A 23,537-nucleotide genomic window follows, 5' to 3' on the forward strand; every position below is an offset into this window, starting at 1 on the left:
AAGTGCCTTACAAGCAAGAGGTTGCAGGTTCAAATCCTGCCAGGACTACCAAATATTGGGAGTGTAGCTCAATGGAATAGAGCTTCGAGCTTCTACCTCGAAAGTTGTGGGTTCAAGTCCTACCACTCCCGCCGAAACAAGTCAAAAGTCAAAAGTTAAAAATCAAAAGAATGAATTTAATATTTCTCTTTCTTTTTAGTTTTAACTTTGATCTTTTTACTTATTTAATGGGGTCATAGCTCAAATGGCTAGAGCGCCTGCCTTGCAAGCAGGAGGTTATGGGTTCAATTCCCATTGATTCCACTGATGGTGTCTGAAGCCAAAGTGGTAGAGGCGCTGGTTTGTGGAACCAGTCAGAGCGGGTTCAAGTCCCGTCAGACGCCCCTGAATGGAAGATGCCGCTGAATGGACGGCAACTGGTCTTGAAAACTAGGGTATGGGCAACTGTAGGGGTTCGATTCCTCCATCTTCCTCTTTTTCCACCTGAAGCCGAAAAGCGAGGCGCTGTGCTGATAACACAGAAATAGGAGGGGCAGTACCTCCCTGGTGGATTTATATTTAGCGTTGTATTAAAAAGCTTGCGATGTAAGACTAACACACTTGCTCATTTCTTTTTCTTAACTAGGGTGGTTGGCATACCGGCTGTGCAGCGGGCTTTTAACCCGCAGAAATAGGTTCGACCCCTATACCACCCACTAAACAATTAAAAATTTAAAATTAAGAATTAAAAATTAAGAATTGCAATTTTAGCTAGATTTTTGGCAATTGCTGATATGCAATTTGAATGCACATTGGGTTATGAATAGCAACTAGCGATCGCTAGTTGAGCATGTTGCAATAATATATCTTTATCCAAAGCATGTATGGGATATTGCGGTGTTACTGCCAGTAGTTTCTCAATTCTTTCTCTGGCGGCCTCCACTACTGATTCGTCTAAACTACCCTTGGTGAGGGAATCGACGAAATCTTCAGCAATTTTATATGTTCTTTCAATTGATGATGAATTAATATTACGCGAAACAATAAACAGGTCGCAGCCTGCATGAAATGACTGCGCCACAGTACCAGGTTTCATAAACATCTCTGAGATAGCTTTCATATCTAAGTCGTCAGATACAACAACTCCCTTAAAGCCAAGTTCTTCTCTCAGTATGGTTTTGAGGATAGCTTGGGAAAGGGTTGCTGGTACTTCAGCATCTATCCTGGGAAATAAGATATGAGCAGTCATAATCAAAGGAATCTGTACTTCGATTAAAGCTCTGAAGGGTATAAGTTCTAGAAGTTGCAGGTCTTCTAGAGTTAAATTCAGTATTGGTAACTCAATATGAGAGTCCTTGCTGGTGTCTCCATGTCCGGGGAAGTGTTTGGCGCATCCCAAAATTCCAGAATCTCGAAGTCCAAGGTAGTAGTCACGCGCACCTTGAGTAGCAGTTTCGGGAGTGTTACCAAAGGCGCGAGGCCCAATCACGGGGTTGTGGGGGTGGGAAAAAATATCTGCTACAGGTGCCCATGATAAATTTATGCCCAGTGATTTTAATTCTACCGCTGTGGCTGTTGCTACTTCATAGGACTGCGATCGCAACAACAACCCATGAGGAAAGCGGGTAATTGGCGCTGGTGTACGAATTACACGACCTCCTTCATGATCCAGAGTCATGAACATTGAGTCACGTTCAGCATATTCTCGTATTTGGCTGTTCAAATCCTTGAAGCTTTCCAACCAAACCTGATATGGGGTGCCATCCAAAAAATTCTTAGCGAAAAATATCACCCCAATCGGTTTTAATTCATTGAGTGCGCGTTTATCGTCATCGCTTAATGTCGTGCCGGAAATACCTAGAATCAGGTGATGTCCAAAGCGCTTTAGCTCCTGCGATACACTCATAATCTTTTACCTATAAGTTGTGAGGTAAACAACTGGGTTGTTGAACCTAGAGGACTTGACACTCACCGACCTAAAGGTGCGGTAATTCTTGGTTCAGCGAGTCCACTTAAACTAGATCCCTTGCGGTATCTAGCACAGAGGTGGTTCTCTCCCCAAGCGTTAACTTTCGGTATGCCCTACCGTAGTTGCATTACTGCAAAATTTGTTTGCTAGGAGGTATTGAAATACCCGCCTATAATACTGTCCGTCTAGTACCTGTAAATCTTTTACCTACTTCCAGGTGATACTAGAACTACGAAGTAGAACCAGCAAGATTGAGTTGTCAAGGTGCAGTGTCTACTTGTTAAGTAGCCATGAGGTTTTTAATGTGGTTGATTACCTTTCCACAAAAACTACTTTACCAGAAGCCGTGCTCTGAGCACGGGGTTTTAAACCCAATTTTTCGATAAACATTTATCGTACACCCTGAGGGGGAGTAGAAAGTTTTCAAAGCAGTTTTTAACCAATACCAGACATTTCCTCAAAGCAAATACACGAATTAGCAAAGAAATCAACTACTTTAAGACAACATTTTGGATTACATTATTTTCAGTCAAAGGAAATACTTTTGTTTTCCTAAATCTTCTGCATGTTAATCATGTAAATATAGACGAAATGCACGCCGCAAAGCTATTACCAACAATGGTATTGGCAATTTACTTGGGCAGGTGCGCGTAGATAAAATTTCCTTTGCAAAAAGTTTTTTGGGGAAGCGATCGCACAATAACTGCCAAATGTAACGGATTGCAACGTATAATGAGAACGATAAAACGGTTAAGAAATATTGAAGAGCAGTAGGGTTACATGCGAGTAGCGATCGCGGGAGCGGGACTAGCAGGACTTTCCTGCGCGAAATATCTTACAGACGCAGGTCACACACCCATTGTCTTGGAACGTCGAGACGTTCTGGGCGGTAAAGTGGCCGCGTGGAAAGATGCTGATGGAGACTGGTACGAAACAGGACTGCACATCTTTTTTGGGGCATATCCCAATATGTTGCAGTTATTCAAAGAACTGGACATTGAAGATCGGTTGCAGTGGAAAGAACACACAATGATCTTCAACCAGCCGGATGCACCAGGTACTTACAGTCGTTTTGATTTTCCAGATTTGCCGGCACCGATTAATGGTATAGTGGCAATTCTGCGAAACAACGACATGCTGACATGGCCAGAAAAAATCCGCTTTGGCATCGGGTTGTTGCCGGTCATGCTTCAGGGGCAAAAGTACGTTGAAGAAATGGACAAATATTCCTGGACAGATTGGCTGCGTAAACACAACATTCCAGAACGGGTCAATAAAGAAGTTTTTATTGCCATGGCCAAGTCGCTGAATTTCATTGGGCCAGATGAAATTTCGGCAACCATTCTTTTAACTGCCCTAAATCGTTTCCTCCAGGAAAAAAATGGCTCGAAAATGGCCTTTCTGGATGGTTCGCCAACAGAGCGGTTGTGTCAGCCTCTAGTAGATTACATCACCGAACGCGGCGGAGAAGTCCGCTTGAATGCCCCCTTGAAAGAGATTTTGCTAAACGCCGATGGCACCGTGAAGGGATACTTGATTAGGGGGTTGAATGGGGAAGAAGATGAAGTTTTCACGGCAGATTTGTATGTATCTGCCATGCCCGTTGACCCTCTAAAGGTCATCTTGCCAGCACCTTGGAAGCAAATGGAGTTTTTCCAAAAGCTAGAAGGCTTGGAAGGCGTACCTGTAATTAACGTGCATCTATGGTTTGATCGTAAACTTACGCAAATTGATCACTTGCTATTTTCGCGATCGCCCCTCCTAAGCGTTTATGCTGATATGAGCAATACCTGCCGTGAATACGCCAACCCCGATCGCTCGATGCTGGAATTAGTTCTAGCCCCGGCAAAAGATTGGATTGCCAAATCCGATGAGGAGATTGTGGCTGCAACTATCGCCGAGTTAGAAAAACTCTTCCCCGACCACTTTGGAGGAGACAATCCAGCAACTTTGCTGAAATCTCATGTGGTGAAAACGCCCCGTTCAGTTTACCAAGCGACCCCTGGTCGTCAACAGTACCGTCCCTCACAAACAACCCCCATTGCTAACTTCTATCTCAGCGGGGATTACACCATGCAACGCTACTTAGCCAGTATGGAAGGTGCCGTACTTTCTGGTAAGCTGACAGCGCAGGCGATTTCAGAGGCCCTCCCGGTAGCAAATTCCTCAAACCTGCAAACGCTCACCCGACCGCCCGCAACGAATGCTGCAACTGCCTGAATCCCCACCGCGCATGAAAACGCTGGTCTCTCTGGACGAGTCCTACGAACTTTGTCGTCACCTCATAGCCAAGTATTCCACGACTTTTTACCTCAGTACTTTGCTCCTGAGCAAAGAAAAACGTCCTGCTATTTGGGCAATTTATGCTTGGTGTCGCCGTTTAGATGAACTGGTGGATGGGCCCGCATCTGCTATCACCACGCCAGAAACCCTAGACCTATGGGAACAGCAGCTCGAATCGATGTTTGCTGGACACCCATTGGACAACTTCGATGTAGCCCTGGTAGATACCATTCAACGTTTCCCGATGGACATTCAACCCTTTAGGGATATGATTGCCGGTCAACGCATGGACTTATATCGCAGTCGTTATGAAACCTTCGAGGAGTTATACCTCTACTGTTACCGTGTTGCTGGCACTGTTGGCTTGATGTCAACAGCAGTGATGGGGTTGGATACTACCAGAAATATAGCTCCCTGGAATCGTGAAAAACAGCTATATATTCCCATCGAAGAAGAAATTGCCTTAGGAATTGCCAAGCAACTCACCAACATCTTGCGCGATGTGGGCGAGGATGCCCGAAGGGGAAGAATCTATATTCCCCTAGAAGATTTGGCAAGATTCAACTACACCGAACAAGACTTGTTCGAGGGTGTAGTGGATGAACGCTGGCGTTCTCTAATGCGCTTTCAAATTGATCGAGCACGACAGTTTTATAAAAAAGCAGAAAAGGGAATTTCCCACTTATCTTCTGATGGTCGTTGGCCTGTGTGGGCGGCTCTGATGCATTACAGTGGAATATTAAGCGTAATTGAACGTAACGATTATAATGCCTTCACTCGACGTGCCTACGTGCCCCAGTGGCAAAAGTTACGCTCTTTGCCCGTAGCTTGGATGCGATCGCAAGTCCTTTAAAAAATTAGTCATTTGTCCATAGTCTTTAGTCCCTAGTGTTTTGTAAATAACCAACGACCAATGACCAATGACAAATGACTATTGACTCTTCCCAACAAACCTGCTAATATTGATATTCGTGAGTCAGGAGAGGTGGCTGAGTGGTCGAAAGCGGCAGATTGCTAATCTGTTGTACGGCAGGCAACTCCGTACCGAGGGTTCGAATCCCTCCCTCTCCGTTTTCCAGCCTTTGATACACGGTATATATTCCGTGTACAAAAATAATTACTAATGCCGGGGTAAATACCTCTACTCCTGAAGATGGATGATATGATTTATCCTTTGGAGTCTTGATTAAGATACAGCTAACTTATAAATATAGTTTGAATCTTATTTTAGACTCCTAAATATCTGAGGAGTTAAACTTATTTATGAGAAAAATTAGCGCAGCCTTAACCTTCGGTATAGCTACCCTAGCAACTGGGTTCCTAGTTGGGGCTTGTGGCGATAATAGTACCCCCAATGGCACAGCTAACAGCGGAAGTACCGCAACCCCAGCGGCAAACTCAACTACCACAAGCAGTTCTAAGGGGCTAAAAATTGGTTCCCTGCTACCGACAACAGGCGACTTGGCTTCTGTAGGACAGCAGATGCTAGGTTCTGTCCCTTTACTTGTTGATACAGTCAACGCTTGCGATGGAGTGAATGGCGAACCAGTTACCTTGGTGCAAGTAGACGACCAAACCGACCCCAAAGCTGGTGCTGCCGGTATGACCAAACTAGCAACCTTAGATAAAGTAGCTGGTGTAGTTGGTTCCTTTGCCAGTAGCGTTTCTAGTGCAGCAGTTTCCATTGCCACGCCGAATAAAGTGATGCTGGTTTCTCCTGGTAGTACCAGTCCCGTTTTTACTGAAAAAGCTCAAAAAGGCGACTTTAAAGGCTTTTGGGCACGTACTGCTCCCCCCGATACTTACCAAGCACTAGCTTTAGCCCAACTTGCCAATAAAAAAGGTTTCAAGCGAATTTCTACAGTCGTGATTAATAACGACTATGGCGTTGGCTTTGAAAAAGCATTTGTGCAAACTTTTGAAAAATTGGGTGGAACTATCGTTAATAAAGATAAGCCTGTCCGCTACGATCCGAAAGCTCAGACATTTGATACAGAAGCAGCAGCAGCTTTTGCTGGTAAGCCCGATGCAGTACTGGCTGTACTCTACGCGGAAACTGGTAGTTTGTTCCTAAAAGCCGCCTATCAGCAAGGTGTGTCTAAGGGAGTACAGATTTTGTTGACAGATGGAGTCAAATCACCTACTTTCCCAGAACAAGTTGGCAAAGGCAGTGATGGTAAATATATTTTAACTGGAGCGATCGGTACAGTACCCGGTTCCGATGGTAAAGCATTAGAAAGTTTCAACAAACTGTGGAAGGATAAAAAGGGTGGTGCGCCAGGGGAATACGCTCCTCAAGCTTGGGATGCGGCTGCTTTATTGACGTTGGCAGCACAAGCTGCTAAGGAAAATACAGGCGTTGCTGTAGCTAGCAAAATCCGTGAAGTGGCTAATGCGCCTGGAACAGAAGTGACCGATGTCTGCGAGGGACTGAAGTTGCTTAAACAGGGTCAAGATATCAACTATCAAGGAGCCAGCGGCAATGTAGATGTTGATGCCAATGGTGATGTGGTCGGCGTTTACGATGTCTGGACGGTAGGAGACGATGGACTAATCAAGGTGATTGACAAAGTTACCCCTAAGTAGAAAGCTAGGAGTTAGGAGTTATTAGTTATGAATTTAATCTTAATTACTCCTAACTCCTAACTCCTAATTCTTAAAACCCACTGAAGTTGTAACCAACTCCTAACAATAAGCCCACATCAGTTTGGTCGAAAAATCCTGCATTCACAGAGGCCGTTGCTGTGAATTGAGGAGTTAGAGGTACATCAATACCACCAGATACTAAAAAGGCAAATTGCGAATCATCACCAGTTTTGTAAGCTGCACCCACTCCCACATAAGGTGCAATAGGCAAAGGCTCGCTAAAAGCATCTGCTGACCGGAAATTAAAATCGTAGGTAATAGGAAGTAGAACTGTAGTATTGTCCCCAAGTACGGCTGAGGGTCGCACAGATATAGAATTTGTCAGTCCGATTTTGCTGACTATTGCGAAGTTCCCGTCGCCTAAAGATGAGTCCCCACCGCTCAAACCAATGTTAGCAGCGATGCCAACATAGCTGCTGCCGCCACGGGTACTTCTACCTAAATCAATATCCGATTGCGCTACTCTGGTATCAGATGGTTGAGTAGTACTTTGAGAAGTCGGTTCTACAAACTCAGATGTGAGTGTCGCAGATGAGGTTGCCACTGTGCCTGGAATGGGTGTAGACCTTACACTGGCGTTTTCCTGTAGCGCAGTGTTGGGTAACTGCTGTACCTCAGTTAATTTTGTTACTGTAAATTGTTCAGTTGTTTCTGTAGAGAGATTTTGGTTTGCAGTGTCTAATTCTGCACTAAACTCGTTGGGAGACACTACGGTTGCGGAGGGCTCAGTTAAGGGCTGAGTGTTCAACGTTTCCACTGTCTGAGCAGTTGCAGATAAGCCGCTACTCAAAAATGCCAGAGCAGCTATACTTGGCAACCAAAAAACACCTTTACGAAGAAAAATAGTATTCACATTCACTCCTAAAACAATATTGCCGCGAAAAATAAAGGTTTTTGTTGATTTTAGTCAACAAATTCGGGCAGTACTCAAAATTTAACACCAAAAAATCGGTTTTTACATCCTGTACTTTACTTGATTTCTCTCGTTAATATTTACTAGCAAAAAATTAAATACTATAACAATCTTGAATCATTCCTGATAAACAATATCTCCGACAACTTTTACAAGTCGGGGATATGTGGGTTGCAATTTTCACAAAATTAAATAGGATTGCTATATATTGTGAATATCCTGAATTTGGCAGATGACAAAATCTATCTTGGCTTAAAGAAAAGAGGGTATTTGTTGAAGAGGTCATCAGGATTGCGACCTTTCTGATGAAAGGGAGAAGTTTTTTTCAGCATAGTTGCCTTGCCGTTTTGGCAGCTTGATTGTGAAGTGATATTACAAAGCTTGCAAAAATATTTAGAAATTGTCTACAAGGCAAACATAGTTCTAACGTAGAACCTATTAGGAGAGACTTGAGGCTAATGTGATGAGCGAAAATAATATTCAAAAGTATCGGTTTGTCTGTACTCTGACTTTTGGTGATATCTACGGTCAAATAATTGTTTGGTTAATTACGATTACTCTAAGTTTGGCATCAGCTTTGGCGTTAATGGGTGCCAAGCGACCTGTGTACGCTTTAGCGACGGCGGGTCTTGTCGTTCTGCTATCGCTACCTTTCTTGTTGTTTGCGTTTGTCACTACCTTGTTAAATCATATTGAAGTCACTCCTGTAGGCCCGGGAACCAAAATGGAACCCATGCCAGGTAATGTGTCTCAGCAACAACCTGTACAAGCAACTAGCTAAAGAGTTAGGAGTTATCAGTTATAAGTTATGAGTTACTCTATCTGTCTCATAACTCTTCATTTTTAACTTTTCACTCCTAATTTCAAATATTTGTCATAATGTCCCTGTCTATAGGCAGGGAATTTTTTTTGTAGAGATGCCGCTGTTGCAATGCACTACCTGATTAATCACGTCTCTACAATAGAACAGCAGTGGTTTGCAGTCGGGGGCTAAATATGCTTGAACATGATGTGATTATTGTCGGTGGTGGATTGGCAGGGTGTCGCGCTGCTGTAGAAATTGCCCGCACTGACCCTAGTTTAAATATTGCTGTGGTTGCTAAAACCCATCCAATTCGTTCCCATTCAGTTGCGGCTCAAGGTGGTATGGCTGCGTCACTGAAAAATGTTGATTCAGAAGATAGTTGGGAAGCACATGCTTTTGATACTGTCAAGGGTTCTGATTACTTAGCAGACCAAGATGCTGTGGCAATTCTCGCCCAGGAAGCGCCAGATGTGGTGATTGACTTGGAACACATGGGCGTTTTGTTTTCTCGCTTATCCGATGGGCGCATTGCCCAACGGGCTTTTGGCGGACATTCCCACAACCGCACTTGCTACGCTGCTGACAAAACTGGTCACGCAATTTTGCACGAATTGGTTAATAATTTGCGGCGTTATGGGGTGCAAGTTTATGAAGAGTGGTACGTGATGCGTCTCATTTTGGAAGAAAATGAAGCGAAGGGTGTGGTAATGTTTCATCTTTTGGATGGACATATTGAGGTGGTGCGGGCTAAGGCGGTTATGTTCGCTACAGGGGGCTATGGTCGCGTTTATAACACTACCTCTAATGATTACGCTTCTTCGGGTGATGGTTTGGCGATGACTGCGATCGCAGGTTTGCCCCTGGAAGATATGGAATTTGTTCAGTTTCATCCCACTGGCTTGTATCCGGTAGGGGTACTGATTTCAGAAGCGGTACGGGGAGAAGGGGCGTATCTAATTAATAGTGAAGGCGATCGCTTTATGGCGAACTATGCACCTAGCCGGATGGAACTGGCTCCTCGTGATATTACCTCACGAGCGATCGCTTACGAAATTCGCGCCGGACGTGGTATTCATCTTGATGGAAGTGCTGGTGGCCCCTTTATCTATTTGGATCTACGTCATTTAGGCAAAGAAAAAATTATGAGTCGCGTTCCCTTCTGTTGGGAAGAAGCCCATCGCTTAGTAGGCGTTGACGCAGTAACTCAACCGATGCCAGTCCGTCCGACAATTCACTATTGTATGGGTGGTATCCCAGTTAACACCGATGGGCAAGTCCGCAGCAGTGGCGATGGATTAGTTGATGCTTTCTTTGCTGCGGGTGAGACATCTTGTGTTTCCGTACATGGTGCAAATCGTTTGGGGAGTAATTCACTACTGGAGTGTGTGGTTTATGGTAAAAGGACTGGGGCTGCGATCGCCAAATTTGTCCAAAAACGTAAGTTACCGTCTGTAGATGAGCAACGTTATGTAACAGAAGCCCAGCAACAAATTCAAGCTTTGCTAGAACAACCAGGACAGTACCGAATTAACCAAGTCCGTCAAGCTTTTCAGGATTGTATGACTGAGTACTGTGGTGTTTTCCGCACTGAGGCATTAATGAGTGAAGGGTTGCACAAATTAGAAGAAATACAACAGCAATATCCGCAAATTTATTTAGATGACAAAGGTAGTTGCTGGAATACCGAACTCGTGGAAGCTTTGGAATTGCGAAGCTTGATGGTAGTGGGACAAACTATTTTGGCATCAGCTTTAAATCGCCAGGAAAGTCGGGGCGCTCATTTCCGCGAAGATTATTCTCAGCGAGATGATACAAACTTCCTGAAACACACAATGGCTTACTATTCACCAGCGGGAATTGATATTCAATATCGTCCGGTGGCAATTACCATGTTTGAGCCAAAAGAGCGGAGGTATTAAACTTTAGCTAAAGGGTGAAATAGAGAATTTCATCCTTCTATAACTTTCTAATTTTTATACGTGGGTGGCTGGATTTAAAATATGAATAATTTACAAACTTGGTATATTGTCAAGCGCTCTGGTGGTAACTGCGAAATCATCGCCAGCGACCAAATTGACGATGATAATTTAGAGATTATAGAACAGTGGGGGCCTCTGAATTCGCAAGAAGAAGCGATCGCTCGGCGTGTCGGACTTATTCGGGCTGGGAAGTGCCAACCAGTTTAAGTTAGGAGTTTTGAGTTAGAAGTTTTGAGTTGACAATGACAGTCTTTATTCTTAACTCCTCACTATTCACTCCTAACTTTATTCCTGCCTCTTCATTTTTCTGCTGTGGTTGTGCCCTTAACAGCAATTTTTTTACCTATCACTTCCACTGCTTTAGCGAATTGAGGGTCTGCTAAAGTAGCAAGTTTGTCACGTTCGTTGAGCCACAAATCTTGTCGCTGGGCATCGGTCAAATCCACCTTCACATCTGGATCAATACCATGCTTATTAATATCTCTATCATTGGGCGTGTGGTATTTGGCAATTGTCACCGCTAATCCTGAGCCATCTTCTAGTGGACGTACTGATTGCACTAATCCCTTCCCAAAGGTTTGAGTACCCACCAAAGTTGCACGTTTGTTATCCTGCAACGCTCCTGACAGGATTTCGCTGGCACTGGCTGAACCTTTATCCACTAATATCACCAACGGTTTATTTGTCAAAGCACGTCCGTTTGCGACTTCTCGCTCTCGTTCACCTTTGCGGTCAATGGTAGAAACAATTGTGCCTTTATTCAACCACATCCGGGCAATATCTATACTGGAGTAAAGTAAGCCGCCTGGATTACCACGTAGGTCAAGGATATATCCAGCTACCCGTTTGCTTTCTAAATCTTTGATAGCGCTTTGCATTTCTTTACTAGCACCAGCGCTGAACTGGTTTAAGCGAATATAACCAAGATTCCCGGCTGGAGTTTTCTTTTGAGAATATTTAACCGGATGGATTTCAATTCGCGCTCGTTTGATGTCAAACTTTCTTGTCTGACCATTGCGCTGAATAGTTAAGCTGACTTGCGTTCCTGCTTCACCTCTAATCAAGGATACTGCTTGATTAGTATCCATTCCCTTGGTGCTTTTGCCATCGATTTGGAGGATGACATCTTTCGCTAAAACACCAGCTTTAAAAGCTGGCGTATCTTCGATTGGCGCAATTACAACCAACTGCTTTGTTTTTTCATCTTGACTGATCGTGATCCCAATCCCTGTAAGTTCCCCAGAGGTATCCACTTGCATATTCTTGAATTCCTGTGGGTCCATAAACCGGGTATATGGATCTTCTAGCTTTTTCAGCATTTCCCGAATGGACTTATACGCTTCCTGGGGATTACTGTAGGACTTGCTCAAGTACTCCTTACGAACAGCCTGCCAATCTACCTGATTAAAAGTACCGTCTACATATTGGCGCTGAACAATTTGCCAAACTTCATCTACCAATTCTTTGGGACTTGCTTTAAATAAAGCCTGACCTCGCGAATGAATGCCAAGGCTAGTAACAGCGATCGTGGAGAGTGTCACTGCCGTAGCACCCAAAACAAGCCTACTTTTTGTAATCACCATAATGACAGTTGCGTCAGAGGGAAAATTTATAGTCAGTATGCTCAATCTAACACAGGCTACAACTGTACAGACCAAGCATGTATTCCTAATTTAAACAAAATACTTGACAATCCAGCGAACTTGGTACTTAAAAGATACAAAATTTTTGGGAATGGGTAATAGCTTTCAAGGGTAAGTCTTTAAGAAAGGCATAAGATAAAAGTAGGTAAAATACTTATGTTATGTGTCGAAAGATAGCAACAAGGCAGTTTTTATTGGCATAAAACCCAGATCATTCACCCAAAATGTGCCGAAATGTATCTGTGTGCTATGGCGATCGCTTTGGCAAGTGAGTGGTGGTGCTTCTATAATTATGCCCATATTCCCATTAGGCTTCACTCCACAACTGAATGTCTCTCAAATCACCCTCTCTACTGCGTGATGATTAAATACTTACACTTAAACGCCACTCATTACTCCTGAATCCTTAAATAAATTTTCCAGCCCCCTAAACAATTGCTGGAAAAATCCGATATGTCACCTACAATAGAGATAGCGGAGACGAATGTTTCCGTTCACTCCTCACACCACACTCCGCCCGGACTACTGTTCGGGCGGTTCCTTATGTTTGTAAATAAATTCTAGAGCTTCTTTGCAAATGTACATCCTCGCACTCCCAAGCTGAGGTTTTTGCTATGGTAGAATTTTCACCAAGCTCAGATATTATTGGCGAAGGTTTTAGGCATGTCAACAGCCGCACAAGTTACCGATTCTAGTTTCAAGCAAGAAGTACTCGATAGCGATGTACCCGTTTTAGTTGACTTTTGGGCACCCTGGTGCGGACCATGCCGTATGGTAGCTCCTGTTGTCGATGAAATCTCCGAACAGTACAAAGGTCAAATAAAGGTCGTAAAAGTCAATACTGATGAAAATCCTAATGTTGCTAGTCAGTACGGCATCCGCAGCATTCCTACATTAATGATTTTTAAGGGTGGACAAAAAGTCGATATGGTGGTTGGCGCCGTGCCTAAAACTACATTAGCTTCCACTCTTGAAAAGTATCTTTGAAACTCAATAGGCAATAAAATCCTTTTGAGTTATCCATGTTCTTCTAACTTGAGGTTAATTTTTATAAACAAGTTTGAGAGGCGTAATTTATCGTTTTTCAAACTTGTTTACATTTGTATACAGTTTGATAAGATATTTAGGAATTTTCTACCTCAAAAACAACTCATTAGAGAATGGAGCATGGGGCATGGGGAATGATGTTATGTTACCAATGCCCAATGTCCAAGCGACGGGGCGATTATCCCTTTCCACAAAGGGATGGAGTTTCCCGTAGCTTTCAATAACTAAATTTATACCAATTTGAAAACATAAAAATTCACACCAGTCCAGATTGGTATTAGTTGCTATGTAAATACAGAAATTTTCATACCAGACAGCTTTTATCAGGGTTTGATCACAACCTAATTGCGATCTTAGTTAGTTTGTTAGAACCCAGAGGAAGATTAAGAGCAACAATAAAACAAGTCTCTTAGAAGAAAATCTTAGCTGATGTATTTCTAATTAAGTTCCACAAATGTTGAAGTAACGATATATTTTGATAATCTATCTTCCATAAATCAACTGTTCGTTGTTGAATCTATGAAGTCTTATTTAGCCGCCGCTATTCAATTGACCAGTGTGCCCGATCTACAGAAAAATTTGGCACAGGCAGAAGAATTAATAGAGCTTGCCGTGCGTCAAGGTGCTGAATTGGTGGGTTTGCCAGAAAACTTTTCCTATATGGGAGAAGAAAAAGATAAACTCGCACAAGGGGATGCGATCGCTCTTGAAAGTGAAAAATTTCTCAAAAAAATGGCTCAACGCTTTCAAATTACGATCTTGGGCGGCAGCTTTCCACTTCCCGTAGACAATACAGGAAAAGTTTATAACACAACTCTACTCATTGACCCAAACGGTCAAGAACTTGCCCGCTACTACAAAGTACACCTATTTGATGTTGATGTCCCCGACGGTAACACTTATCGCGAATCCAGCACGGTTGTAGCTGGTACGCAACTCCCCCCCGTCTATTTCTCAGAAAAACTCGGTAATCTAGGACTTTCTATTTGTTATGATGTCCGCTTCCCTGAACTGTATCGTCACCTGGCAGATAAGGGAGCTGATGTTATCTTTATTCCCGCCGCTTTTACCGCCTTTACTGGCAAAGACCACTGGCAAGTATTACTACAAGCCAGAGCCATCGAAAATACCGCCTACGTCATTGCTCCTGCCCAAACAGGTAACAATTACAGCCGCCGTCTAACCCACGGACATGCCGTTATTATTGACCCTTGGGGTGTAATTTTAGCCGATGCTGGGGAAAAGCCGGGAATTGCGATCGCAGAAATCAAGCCTACTAGGCTCGAACAAGTCCGCCGTCAAATGCCCTCTTTGCAGCATCGGGTGTTTTAGGGATTGGGGAATGGGGAATGGGGAATGGGGAATGGGGAATGGGGAATGGGGAATGGGGAATGGGGAATGGGGAAGAAGCAAGGGAGTAGGGAGCAGGGAGCAGGGTGAAAATTCCTCTCCTCAGCCCCCCCCGTCCCTCCTTTCAAGGGTAGGTATTTAATAAAGGCGTATTTTTGCAGGTAAAATACTATCTAGCTTTTATCAGCAGAATTACTACGGGTGCAGGAGGGTGAATGCAAGTAGGAAAAAGCGAGGAATTAAGAGAATGGACTAGAAAAGTAATTGAAAAAATGCCAAATCTCACAAAACCTCAAGCTGTTGTACTGGCAATGTGGACTTTTGGGATAGTAATGACCCAATCAAGTGGACTGACAACGGTTTCAGTATTTTTAGCAGAACTACTGGGTAAAAAGGAGAATACTATACGTCAGCAACTGCGGGAATGGTATCGAGACGCAGAAGATAAAACAAAAACTGGTCGAACTTCATTGGATGTGACATCTTGTTTTAGTCCACTACTATCTTGGATTCTAAGTCTTTGGCCTAAAGGTGAAAAACGTCTAGCATTGGCAGCAGATGCTTCAACTTTAAGCGATCGCTTTACTGTATTAGCAATTAGCATTGTTTACCGTGGCTGTGGAATTCCAATTGCCTGGAAAATAGTTGAAGCTACCATTCCTGGAAGTTGGAAACCTCACTGGGAAGAATTATTTCGCCATATAGACAAAACTGTACCACCAGATTGGTTTGTAATTGTCACCACAGATAGAGGGCTTTATGCTGAGTGGTTGTATCAACAAATCTTGAACTGTGGTTGGCATCCTTTTATGCGGATTAACCTTCAGGGGCAGTTTCAAATTAAAGGTACTGTTTCTTGGCTACCTCTAAATACTCTTGTTCGAGAAGTTGGTCAGTCATTTGAGTCATTGGTAACTTGTTTCAAAAGTAACCCGATTGAATGTACATTGTTAGCCCGTCATGACGAGGGCTATGCCGAACCTTGGTTAATTCTCACCGATTTACAACCCGAAGTTGCGGATGCTTGTTGGTATTCGATGCGCTCTTGGATTGAATGTCTATTTAAAGACGGTAAAAGAGGTGGTTTTGCTTGGCATCAAACTAAAATGACAGATACCAAACGAGCCGAGAGACATTGGTTAGCGATCGCAATCGCTACTTTATGGCAGGTTAGTGTTGGAGGTGCTATTGATGCCAATTTGCCTATTAGTAGTTTAGACGAATTACCACAAACCCACGTTGCACGACGCAATTTGAAAAATAGTGTCTTCCATCGTTGTCTCTCATGTTTCCGTCGTGGATTTTTAGTGATTAAGGCTGCCGTTCTTAATCGTCTTCCCCTACCTCAAGGTAGCTTTTTCCCTGAACCTTGGCCTTCCTTGACTCCACAACTCCATGTCTCTCAAATCACCCTCTCTACTGCCTGATTTTTAAATACCTACCCTTGAAAGCCCCGTCCCTCTGCCTCTTTTCAATGCCCCATGCCTTATTCCTAATCCTTGATGAATAAAACAAAAAACCGGGTGTTTACCCGGTTTCTGACAACATTAAAAATCTCAGTTTTTTAGGGGCATAGTTTTGCTATGCTCCTATTTATTTAGTTGTCAAAATTAAACTTTAGCAGCAGCTTTGGTAACAACGTTAAGTTCACCCTTAGCATACTTAGCAGCAAAATCTTCCAAAGAAATTTGCTTAATCTTGCTGGCGTTGCCAGCTGTGCCAAATTGCTGATAGCGTTCAGCACAAACCTTCTGCATATATGTGATAGAAGGCTTGAGGAAGTGACGGGGGTCAAATTCCTCTGGTTTTTTAGCCAAAGCTTCACGTACAGCAGCAGTAATAGCCAAACGGTTATCGGTGTCGATGTTTACTTTACGTACACCACTCTTAATACCTTTTTGGATTTCTTCTACAGGTACACCGTAGGTTTCAGGAATTGCACCACCATACTGGTTAATCAGTGCAAGCAAATCTTCAGGTACAGAAGAAGAACCGTGCATTACCAAGTGGGTGTTGGGCAAACGGCGGTGAATTTCTTCAATGCGGCTGATTGCCAAAATTTCCCCAGTCGGCTTGCGGGTAAACTTGTAAGCACCGTGGCTTGTGCCGATGGCAACAGCCAAAGCATCTACTTGGGTTGCTTCTACGAATTCAACAGCTTCATCGGGGTCGGTTAGAAGTTGTGAGTGGTCGAGTGTACCCTCAAACCCGTGACCATCTTCAGCTTCACCAGCACCAGTTTCTAGAGAACCCAAACAACCGAGTTCACCTTCAACGCTGACGCCCAAAGCATGAGCTACATTTACAACTTCGCGGGTAACATTGACGTTGTACTCGAAGCTAGCGGGTGTTTTCGCATCAGCTTCTAAAGAACCATCCATCATCACGCTGGTGAAGTTGTTCTTAATTGCTGAGTAGCAGGTAGCAGGAGCATTGCCATGATCTTGGTGCATGACAATGGGAATGTGAGGATAGGTTTCTACCGCAGCCAAAATCAGGTGGCGGAGAAAGTTTTCTCCAGCATAAGCACGAGCGCCGCGTGAAGCTTGCAAAATTACGGGGCTATCTGTCTCGACAGCAGCCTTCAGGATTGCCTGAATCTGCTCCAAATTGTTAACGTTGAAAGCTGGGATGCCGTAACCGTTTTCAGCTGCGTGATCCAACAGCAGCCGCAGTGGTACAAGCGCCATAGATAGTCCTCCTAATGTGGTTGTCAGCTAGTCGGTCTGAGAGAAGCGCAATAATTACGCTAAATCTTAAGAGTTTTTTCAACTTATAGGAAATTATAACTAGTGTCGTGTATCTATGTTGAAAAAGTTTACGCCATAGTTACTATCAATATGTCCTATGCTTACTCATACTGTTGTACGGTGCGCTACCCCAAGACTAGAGGCTTTGGTAGCTTTGTATCCCAAATGCTTTGAAAAAGGCGATCGCACTCCTAACTATTTTGCCAAATCAAGAAGCGATCGCCTCACGCAAAAGGCGCTAATTTATGGACAAATGTTGCGTGTTCGGAAGATTGCCAGCCTGTTTGTAAAACAGTTAACTGGCATCAGTGTACTTAACCAAAATGTTGAATAATTGCGTCGGCAAATTCAGAACATTTTAAGGGTTCAACTGGCGGTTCAAGCAATCGAGCTAAATCGTAGGTGACTTGACTACTCGCGATCGCATCACTTAAACCTTTCTTAACTAGGTCTGCGGCTTCTTGCCAACCCATAAATTCCAGCATCATCACACCAGACAAAATCACTGAACCAGGGTTAATCCGATCTAAGCCGGCGTGTTTGGGTGCGGTGCCGTGGGTAGCCTCAAATATGGCACTAGAATCGCCAATATTTGCTCCTGGCCCCATTCCTAATCCACCAACAATGGCAGCAGCAGCATCAGACAAGTAATCGCCGTTCAAGTTCATCGTCGCCAAAATTGAATACTCATCCGGTCTGGTTTGGATTTGTTGAAAAATACTGTCAGCAATCCGGTCATTTACCAAAACTTTCTCTTTCCATTTGCCATCGCCGTGGGTTGCCCAAATTGTGTTAAGAACAGTTTCAACTTCCTTGACAACTTGCGCTTTCTTGTCTGGGGTAAGATTATCAAACCCAGGCTCAATCTGGCGGGCGTTTTCTTCCAAGGAAAGATTGGGATTTTTTTCCTTGTTACTCAAAATCCAAGATTCCTGTTCAGTGACAGTTTCTTGGCGAAATTCACTAGTTGCTAGTTCATAACCCCAATCACGGAAAGCGCCTTCGGTGTACTTCATGATGTTGCCCTTATGCACCAAAGTCACCTGTTGCTTGTTTTTGGGCAACAATAAGGCGTGTTTGATGGCACGTCTGACTAGACGCTGGGAACCAGTTTTACTGATGGGTTTGATGCCAATACCAGAATCAAGAGGAATGCGTTTTTTCCCATGTTCTGGGGTGGCGGGGATTAATTCTTCATTGAGAATTTTAATTAAGCGATCGCCGATTTCGCTACCTTGTCGCCACTCAATGCCTAAATAAATATCTTCTGTATTTTCCCGATAAACAATTACATCCAGCTTTTCGGGATTTTTGTGGGGTGAGGGCGTACCTGCATAGTAACGGCAAGGACGCACGCAAGCATACAAGTCAAAAATTTGTCGCAGCGCCACATTTAAAGAACGAATTCCCCCGCCAATGGGAGTAGTCAAAGGCCCTTTAATAGCTACACCATATTCTTCAATTGCTGTGAGAGTGTCTTGAGGTAAATACTGATAAGTACCGTATAAATCACAAGCTTCGTCTCCAGCGTAAACCTTAAACCAGCTAATTTGACGCTGACCCTTATATGCTTTAGCTACCGCAGCATCGAGAACTTTTTGGGTAGCAGGCCAGATGTCTATACCTGTGCCGTCGCCGCGAATAAAGGGGATAATTGGATTGTCCGGTACGATTGGTTCACCATTTTTGAAGGTGATTTTTGCTCCGGCTGCGGGGGGGGTAATCTTTTCGTACATCGTTCACACACTCCTAATCGATACGCTGCTAGTTAAAAAACCTTATGTGGGAGGCTTGTATTTTGGGTACTGGGGATTGGGTATTGGGTACTGGGGATTGGGAAGAGACACGAGGTGATTTTTTCAATAATTCACCCTTGTCCTCCATGTCCCCTCAGTCGTAGTACCCATTCCCTAGTCCCCAGTTCCCAGTTCCCAGTCCCTAGTCTCCAGATTTTCCCCCTATTCCCCTTGTACATTATTTGGGGATTTAGTGTGGGATTCAGTGAAGCGATCGCAATTTTGTACGATCAAAAATAGTAAACTACTTTTCGCTATCAGTGCTTCACTTTAGAGAATGCCCGATAGCTTACCGCTCTTTCACTGACCGTTAACACAAGAATGGCATGACAGACCCAATGATTTTATCAGGCCCTGCAAATGACATCGACTCCCTCCGACGACCGTTAATCGCTGGGTCTGAAAAAGTCCAACAGCAGATAATCCCACAATTAGCTGAGTTGGGTAATGAGGGATTAGACGTGTTGATGGAATTTTTACTGAAACGACGTGAGAACCCAGCGAATTGGATTGATGGCAAAGCTTACCAAGTCCTCTACAACTCTGATGCACCTCAAGCCAAAGAATTTCTGCGCTCTTGTTTTCCTGAGGGAATTGTACCTCTAAAATCAGAGTGCGGGATTAACTACAATTCTTTGCAACAGCTACTTGCTGTTCAAGACTTCCAAGCAGCTGATCGCGTCACCATCGAAAAAATGTGTGAACTATCAGGGCCAACAGCTGTACAACGAAAATGGTTGTATTTTACTGAGGTAGAAAATACCTCGGCTATTGACTTGCAAACCATTAACAACCTCTGGTTAGTCCACTCCGAAGGTAAATTTGGCTTTTCAGTGCAGCGAGAAATCTGGTTAAGTTTGGGTAAAAATTGGGAGAATTTCTGGCCGAAAATTGGCTGGAAAGCAGGTAATACGTGGACGAGATACCCTAACGAGTTTACCTGGGATTTGAGTGCGCCTAAAGGTCACTTACCCCTCTCTAATCAACTTCGGGGAGTACGAGTCTTTGCTTCTTTACTCTCTCACCCTGCTTGGACACAGTTATGAGTTAGAAGTTATTAGTTATGAGTTGAAGAGGTTTTTAATTTAAAACTTAAAACTCAAAACTTAAAATCCCTAACTCCTAACTCCTAACTATTAACTTTAATCAGATCATGGCAAATGTTCGTCTAGAAGATATTAAGCGTAGATTCAATAATGTCACCGCTATTGAGGATATTACCTTTGAAATTCCTGATGGCGAATTTTGGGTTTTAGTCGGGCCATCAGGTTGTGGTAAGTCTACAATTTTGCGAACGATCGCTGGTTTAGAAACCGCTACATCAGGTAAACTCTTTATTGGCGATCGCTTGGTAAACAATATCCCAGCCAGACAACGGGATGTAGCGATGGTGTTCCAAAACTACGCTCTCTATCCTCACATGAGTGTGGCGGAGAACATCGCTTTTGGCTTGCAAATGCGGAAGGTTGACCGAAAAATCATTCAAGAACGAGTGATGAATGTGGCGCGATCGCTTTCTCTGGATCACCTGCTGGATCGCAAGCCCAAACAACTTTCTGGGGGACAGCAACAACGGGTAGCATTAGGGAGAGCGATCGCTCGTGAACCACAAGTATTTTTACTTGATGAACCCTTATCTAATTTAGATGCCCAATTGCGCGATGATACCAGGGCAGAATTGAAACAGTTACACCAAGAATTAGGCATTACAACAATTTACGTCACCCACGATCAAGTTGAAGCGATGACTTTGGCTGATAAAATCGTCGTGCTAAATCGAGGGCGAATTCAACAAATTGGCGATCCTCAGACTATTTATGCAAGTCCTGCTAATCAGATGGTGGCAAGTTTTTTAGGCAATCCACCAATGAATATTTTGCCTGCAATCTATGAAAATAACGGTTTTGATGTGAGTGGACAATTATTAGAAATTCCAGCAGATGTGAAAGAAAAATTACATTTGCGTCAGGGACACAGTTTTGATTTGGGGATTCGTCCAGAGCATATAAAAATTAACACGAACGCAGAGGGGGCTGAACGCCCCGCTACCGCTAACAGGACTCAAAATTCAGGACTGTTATCGGTTGAAGTTAAACTGGTGGAACCTCTGGGAAGGGAAACATTGATTCGTGCTGGTTTACCTGGTTCGGCGGTAGTCTTAAATATTCAGGTAGGTGGGGATGTGCGTCTGCGTCCACGCGATCGGCTTTCTCTACAGCTCGATTTAGATTACTTATTTGTATTTGATCCCAAAACTGGGGATAGAATATTATAAGCGCTTAGGAGTGTAAAATATAATTGTTTTGTGTGCGATCGCTGTGACGGGGTGTAGAGGCAATCCCTGTAATTGGTGGCGAGGGATAGGTTAGCGATCGCAAAAATCATCACCACACTGCCGTTAATCCAATTTTTGACCGTAACTCTGACCTTGCGGATCGCGGTCATTTGTTAACCCAATAGCGAAAACTTGCTGTATCTCTTGCTGAGTAAGAATCTTGGCGCGTCCATGCCGATTTACTTTCACCTTTGGCCGCTACACCCCGTTAACTCTTAATTTTCAGGTTACAGCAGTGAGAAGTGTTTATATCCATAATCAGGATGAAATAATGATTCAATCATTACAAAAACTATTTACATTTGATGAATATTTAGAGTTTTTAGAAACACAACCGGAAAACATTCGTTATGAATTACACGATGGAGATATTATTCAAATGCCGCCACCGTCAGGGAAACACGAGCAAATAGTAGCATTTTTAACAATGATCTTAGGGTATGAGTGTCTTCGTCTTAAACTTAATTACGGTATACCTAAAACCGCCACAGTGAAGCCAGAAAATAAAATGTCAGGGTACTATCCTGATGTTTTATTAATGAATTTTTCTAACTTGGGTAATGAACCATTATGGGAGAAACAATCTATTCTTAGTAAACCAGATTCAATTCCATTAGTAATTGAAGTCGTCAGTACTAACTGGAGAGATGATTATCATAAAAAGTTTGCTGACTATGAAGAAATGGGTATTCAAGAATATTGGATTGTGGATTATGCTGCTTTGGGTAGCAAAGAATTGATAGGCGACCCCAAACAGCCAACAATCACAATTTACTCTTTAAGTGATGAGGGTGAATATCGTGGTAAACAGTTTAGAGGAGACGACCGTATAGAGTCGCCAACATTTCCAGATTTAAATCTAACTGTTGAACAAACTTTTTCAGTGCGTTATTGATGAATTAGACCGTAACCGCCGCAAGTCTTCAAGCACTGGGATTGATCGAGTAGCTAGCTTCCTTTTAGTGTTTGACTTCTTAATAATCAGCCGTAGTCTAACGATACCCTTGGTTGTGTAAATGTCTTCAGTAAGCAGGGTACAGGCTTCGCGGATTCTTGTAGCACCGAACAGGCACACGCCAAATATTGTGCAATCTAAAAAAGTTTATTAAACTGCCAGTAATAATCGCAAATTTCCAAATTTTTGTAGCCAGAATCTAAGAAAATAAAAACTGCAATAGAGACTTAATGGATTCGCTGCAAAAACTTATATGACTATTAATCGACGCCATTTCTTGTTTTTACTCACAGCAGGTGCGGGTGCTTTTACATTAGAGGCTTGTGCATTGGCAGAGAAATCTCCTGACCAAGGAAACACTGCAACTCCCAACACAACACCAAATACAACACCAAATACAACAGGGGCTATCCAACTACCACCTTTAGCTTACGCCTACGAAGCACTGGAACCACACATTGATGGCAAAACGATGCAGTTTCATCATGATAAACACCATGCAACTTATGTGAAAAACCTGAATGCAGCGTTAGAAAAACACCCAGAACTCAAAGGCAAAAGTGTTGAAGAACTGTTGCAAAAACTTGACAGTGTACCACAAGATATTCGCAGAACAGTACGCAATAATGGTGGTGGTCATGTCAACCACTCAATGTTCTGGGAAATTATGAAGCCCAAAGGCGGGGGAGAACCAACAGGAAATATTGCCTCCGCGATTAATCAAAATTTTGGCAGTTTTGCAGCTTTTAAAAAACAGTTTAACGAAGCTGGTGCTGGTCGTTTTGGTAGTGGTTGGGTTTGGCTAGTGCGTAACAAAGATGGCAAGCTGGAAGTCACAACTACAGCTAACCAAGATAGTCCCTTAAGTGAAGGTAAATATCCCATCCTCGGTAATGATGTATGGGAACATGCATATTATCTCAATTACCAAAATCGCCGTGCCGATTATTTAGATGCTTGGTGGAACGTGATTAATTGGGATGAGATTAACAAGCGATTTGCAGCAGCAAGTAAATTTGCTTAAACATTGGGACAAGGAAATAAATAAAAGTTGATCTTCCGTTCCTGTCAAAGTAATTCGTAATTA

Annotated in this window: 21 protein-coding genes and 5 tRNA genes; 20 read left to right on the plus strand and 6 right to left on the minus strand. The window is 43.3% G+C overall.

Annotated features, from left to right (window positions below; translation table 11 throughout):
• Positions 1–57: 57 nt before the first annotated feature.
• The 4 genes from RRG12_RS05675 (at position 58) to RRG12_RS05690 (ending at position 695) form a co-directional block, all read left to right on the plus strand.
• Positions 58–131 (plus strand) — tRNA-Arg (locus tag RRG12_RS05675).
• 98 nt (positions 132–229) lie between these two features.
• Positions 230–303 (plus strand) — tRNA-Ala (locus tag RRG12_RS05680).
• A gap of 6 nt (positions 304–309) precedes the next feature.
• Positions 310–383: transfer RNA gene (locus RRG12_RS05685), tRNA-His, on the plus strand.
• 241 nt (positions 384–624) lie between these two features.
• Positions 625–695, plus strand: a tRNA-Lys gene (locus RRG12_RS05690).
• Between the two features lie 101 nt (positions 696–796).
• Here RRG12_RS05690 and RRG12_RS05695 read toward each other — a convergent pair.
• Positions 797–1,885 carry a glycoside hydrolase family 3 N-terminal domain-containing protein gene (locus RRG12_RS05695; protein WP_420758640.1) on the minus strand — a complete coding sequence of 363 codons (1,089 nt, stop codon included), beginning with the start codon at positions 1,883–1,885 and terminating at the stop codon, positions 797–799.
• Between the two features lie 843 nt (positions 1,886–2,728).
• On the opposite strand from RRG12_RS05695, the gene pds reads away from it, so the two are divergent.
• The 4 genes from pds to RRG12_RS05715 all read left to right on the plus strand — a co-directional run bounded on the left by pds (position 2,729) and on the right by RRG12_RS05715 (position 6,817).
• Positions 2,729–4,168 (plus strand): 15-cis-phytoene desaturase, encoded by a 1,440-nt coding sequence (pds, locus tag RRG12_RS05700; RefSeq protein WP_420758641.1) that lies wholly within the window; start codon positions 2,729–2,731, stop codon positions 4,166–4,168.
• The gene (gene crtB, locus RRG12_RS05705) at positions 4,152–5,084 is read left to right on the plus strand and encodes a 15-cis-phytoene synthase CrtB (RefSeq protein ID WP_069070856.1); all 933 of its coding nucleotides are present in this window, start codon (positions 4,152–4,154) and stop codon (positions 5,082–5,084) included. The genes pds and crtB overlap by 17 nt, the downstream gene beginning before the upstream one ends.
• A 126-nt stretch (positions 5,085–5,210) precedes the next feature.
• A tRNA-Ser gene (locus RRG12_RS05710) sits at positions 5,211–5,302 on the plus strand.
• Positions 5,303–5,494: 192 nt separating this feature from the next.
• Entirely contained in the window at positions 5,495–6,817 is a 1,323-nt protein-coding gene (locus RRG12_RS05715) for an ABC transporter substrate-binding protein (protein WP_420758642.1), read from the plus strand.
• Positions 6,818–6,887: 70 nt separating this feature from the next.
• Here the strand turns inward: RRG12_RS05715 and RRG12_RS05720 are convergent, their stop codons facing one another.
• Positions 6,888–7,730 carry a hypothetical protein gene (locus tag RRG12_RS05720; RefSeq protein ID WP_420758643.1) on the minus strand — a complete coding sequence of 281 codons (843 nt, stop codon included), beginning with the start codon at positions 7,728–7,730 and terminating at the stop codon, positions 6,888–6,890.
• A gap of 523 nt (positions 7,731–8,253) precedes the next feature.
• Between RRG12_RS05720 and RRG12_RS05725 the strand changes: the two genes are divergently transcribed.
• The 3 genes from RRG12_RS05725 to RRG12_RS05735 all read left to right on the plus strand — a co-directional run bounded on the left by RRG12_RS05725 (position 8,254) and on the right by RRG12_RS05735 (position 10,781).
• Positions 8,254–8,571, plus strand: a complete 318-nt coding sequence (locus tag RRG12_RS05725; RefSeq protein ID WP_069070853.1) for a hypothetical protein — start codon at positions 8,254–8,256, stop codon at positions 8,569–8,571.
• Positions 8,572–8,786: 215 nt separating this feature from the next.
• Entirely contained in the window at positions 8,787–10,514 is a 1,728-nt protein-coding gene (locus tag RRG12_RS05730) for a succinate dehydrogenase/fumarate reductase flavoprotein subunit (RefSeq protein WP_420758644.1), read from the plus strand.
• An 81-nt stretch (positions 10,515–10,595) separates the two neighbouring features.
• The gene (locus tag RRG12_RS05735; RefSeq protein WP_420758645.1) at positions 10,596–10,781 is read left to right on the plus strand and encodes a DDE transposase family protein; all 186 of its coding nucleotides are present in this window, start codon (positions 10,596–10,598) and stop codon (positions 10,779–10,781) included.
• A gap of 92 nt (positions 10,782–10,873) precedes the next feature.
• On the opposite strand, the gene ctpC is transcribed toward RRG12_RS05735, so the two are convergent.
• A complete protein-coding gene (gene ctpC / locus RRG12_RS05740; protein WP_069070847.1) occupies positions 10,874–12,157 on the minus strand; it encodes a carboxyl-terminal processing protease CtpC in 1,284 nt (427 codons plus the stop codon).
• A gap of 223 nt (positions 12,158–12,380) precedes the next feature.
• Between ctpC and RRG12_RS05745 the strand changes: the two genes are divergently transcribed.
• The 4 genes from RRG12_RS05745 (at position 12,381) to RRG12_RS05760 (ending at position 16,041) form a co-directional block, all read left to right on the plus strand.
• Positions 12,381–12,578, plus strand: coding sequence for a hypothetical protein (locus RRG12_RS05745; protein ID WP_420758646.1), 198 nt, complete (start codon positions 12,381–12,383; stop codon positions 12,576–12,578).
• A gap of 302 nt (positions 12,579–12,880) precedes the next feature.
• A complete protein-coding gene (trxA, locus tag RRG12_RS05750) occupies positions 12,881–13,204 on the plus strand; it encodes a thioredoxin (RefSeq protein WP_069070846.1) in 324 nt (107 codons plus the stop codon).
• Positions 13,205–13,783: 579 nt separating this feature from the next.
• Entirely contained in the window at positions 13,784–14,596 is an 813-nt protein-coding gene (locus tag RRG12_RS05755; RefSeq protein ID WP_069070845.1) for a carbon-nitrogen hydrolase family protein, read from the plus strand.
• 233 nt (positions 14,597–14,829) lie between these two features.
• The gene (locus RRG12_RS05760) at positions 14,830–16,041 is read left to right on the plus strand and encodes an endonuclease (protein ID WP_420758009.1); all 1,212 of its coding nucleotides are present in this window, start codon (positions 14,830–14,832) and stop codon (positions 16,039–16,041) included.
• Positions 16,042–16,224: 183 nt separating this feature from the next.
• On the opposite strand, the gene fba is transcribed toward RRG12_RS05760, so the two are convergent.
• Positions 16,225–17,304, minus strand: coding sequence for a class II fructose-bisphosphate aldolase (fba, locus tag RRG12_RS05765; protein ID WP_094348068.1), 1,080 nt, complete (start codon positions 17,302–17,304; stop codon positions 16,225–16,227).
• A 157-nt stretch (positions 17,305–17,461) separates the two neighbouring features.
• On the opposite strand from fba, the gene RRG12_RS05770 reads away from it, so the two are divergent.
• Positions 17,462–17,698, plus strand: a complete 237-nt coding sequence (locus RRG12_RS05770) for a hypothetical protein (protein WP_420758647.1) — start codon at positions 17,462–17,464, stop codon at positions 17,696–17,698.
• On the opposite strand, the gene RRG12_RS05775 is transcribed toward RRG12_RS05770, so the two are convergent.
• Positions 17,679–19,100: an NADP-dependent isocitrate dehydrogenase gene (locus tag RRG12_RS05775; protein ID WP_420758648.1), complete on the minus strand. Its 1,422-nt coding sequence runs from the start codon at positions 19,098–19,100 to the stop codon at positions 17,679–17,681. The two genes, RRG12_RS05770 and RRG12_RS05775, sit on opposite strands and share 20 nt — an antisense overlap.
• 386 nt (positions 19,101–19,486) lie before the next feature.
• Between RRG12_RS05775 and RRG12_RS05780 the strand changes: the two genes are divergently transcribed.
• Entirely contained in the window at positions 19,487–20,206 is a 720-nt protein-coding gene (locus RRG12_RS05780; RefSeq protein WP_069070840.1) for a GUN4 domain-containing protein, read from the plus strand.
• Positions 20,207–20,313: 107 nt separating this feature from the next.
• Positions 20,314–21,435 (plus strand): ABC transporter ATP-binding protein, encoded by a 1,122-nt coding sequence (locus RRG12_RS05785; protein ID WP_420758649.1) that lies wholly within the window; start codon positions 20,314–20,316, stop codon positions 21,433–21,435.
• A 123-nt stretch (positions 21,436–21,558) separates the two neighbouring features.
• On the opposite strand, the gene RRG12_RS05790 is transcribed toward RRG12_RS05785, so the two are convergent.
• The gene (locus tag RRG12_RS05790) at positions 21,559–21,684 is read right to left on the minus strand and encodes a hypothetical protein (RefSeq protein ID WP_420758650.1); all 126 of its coding nucleotides are present in this window, start codon (positions 21,682–21,684) and stop codon (positions 21,559–21,561) included.
• An 82-nt stretch (positions 21,685–21,766) separates the two neighbouring features.
• Between RRG12_RS05790 and RRG12_RS05795 the strand changes: the two genes are divergently transcribed.
• Both RRG12_RS05795 and RRG12_RS05800 read left to right on the plus strand, forming a co-directional pair.
• Positions 21,767–22,390 (plus strand): Uma2 family endonuclease, encoded by a 624-nt coding sequence (locus RRG12_RS05795; protein ID WP_420758651.1) that lies wholly within the window; start codon positions 21,767–21,769, stop codon positions 22,388–22,390.
• A gap of 313 nt (positions 22,391–22,703) precedes the next feature.
• Positions 22,704–23,474 carry a superoxide dismutase gene (locus RRG12_RS05800; protein WP_069070837.1) on the plus strand — a complete coding sequence of 257 codons (771 nt, stop codon included), beginning with the start codon at positions 22,704–22,706 and terminating at the stop codon, positions 23,472–23,474.
• Positions 23,475–23,537 lie beyond the last annotated feature (63 nt).

The sequence above is a fragment of the Nostoc sp. CALU 546 genome, from assembly GCF_048836525.1.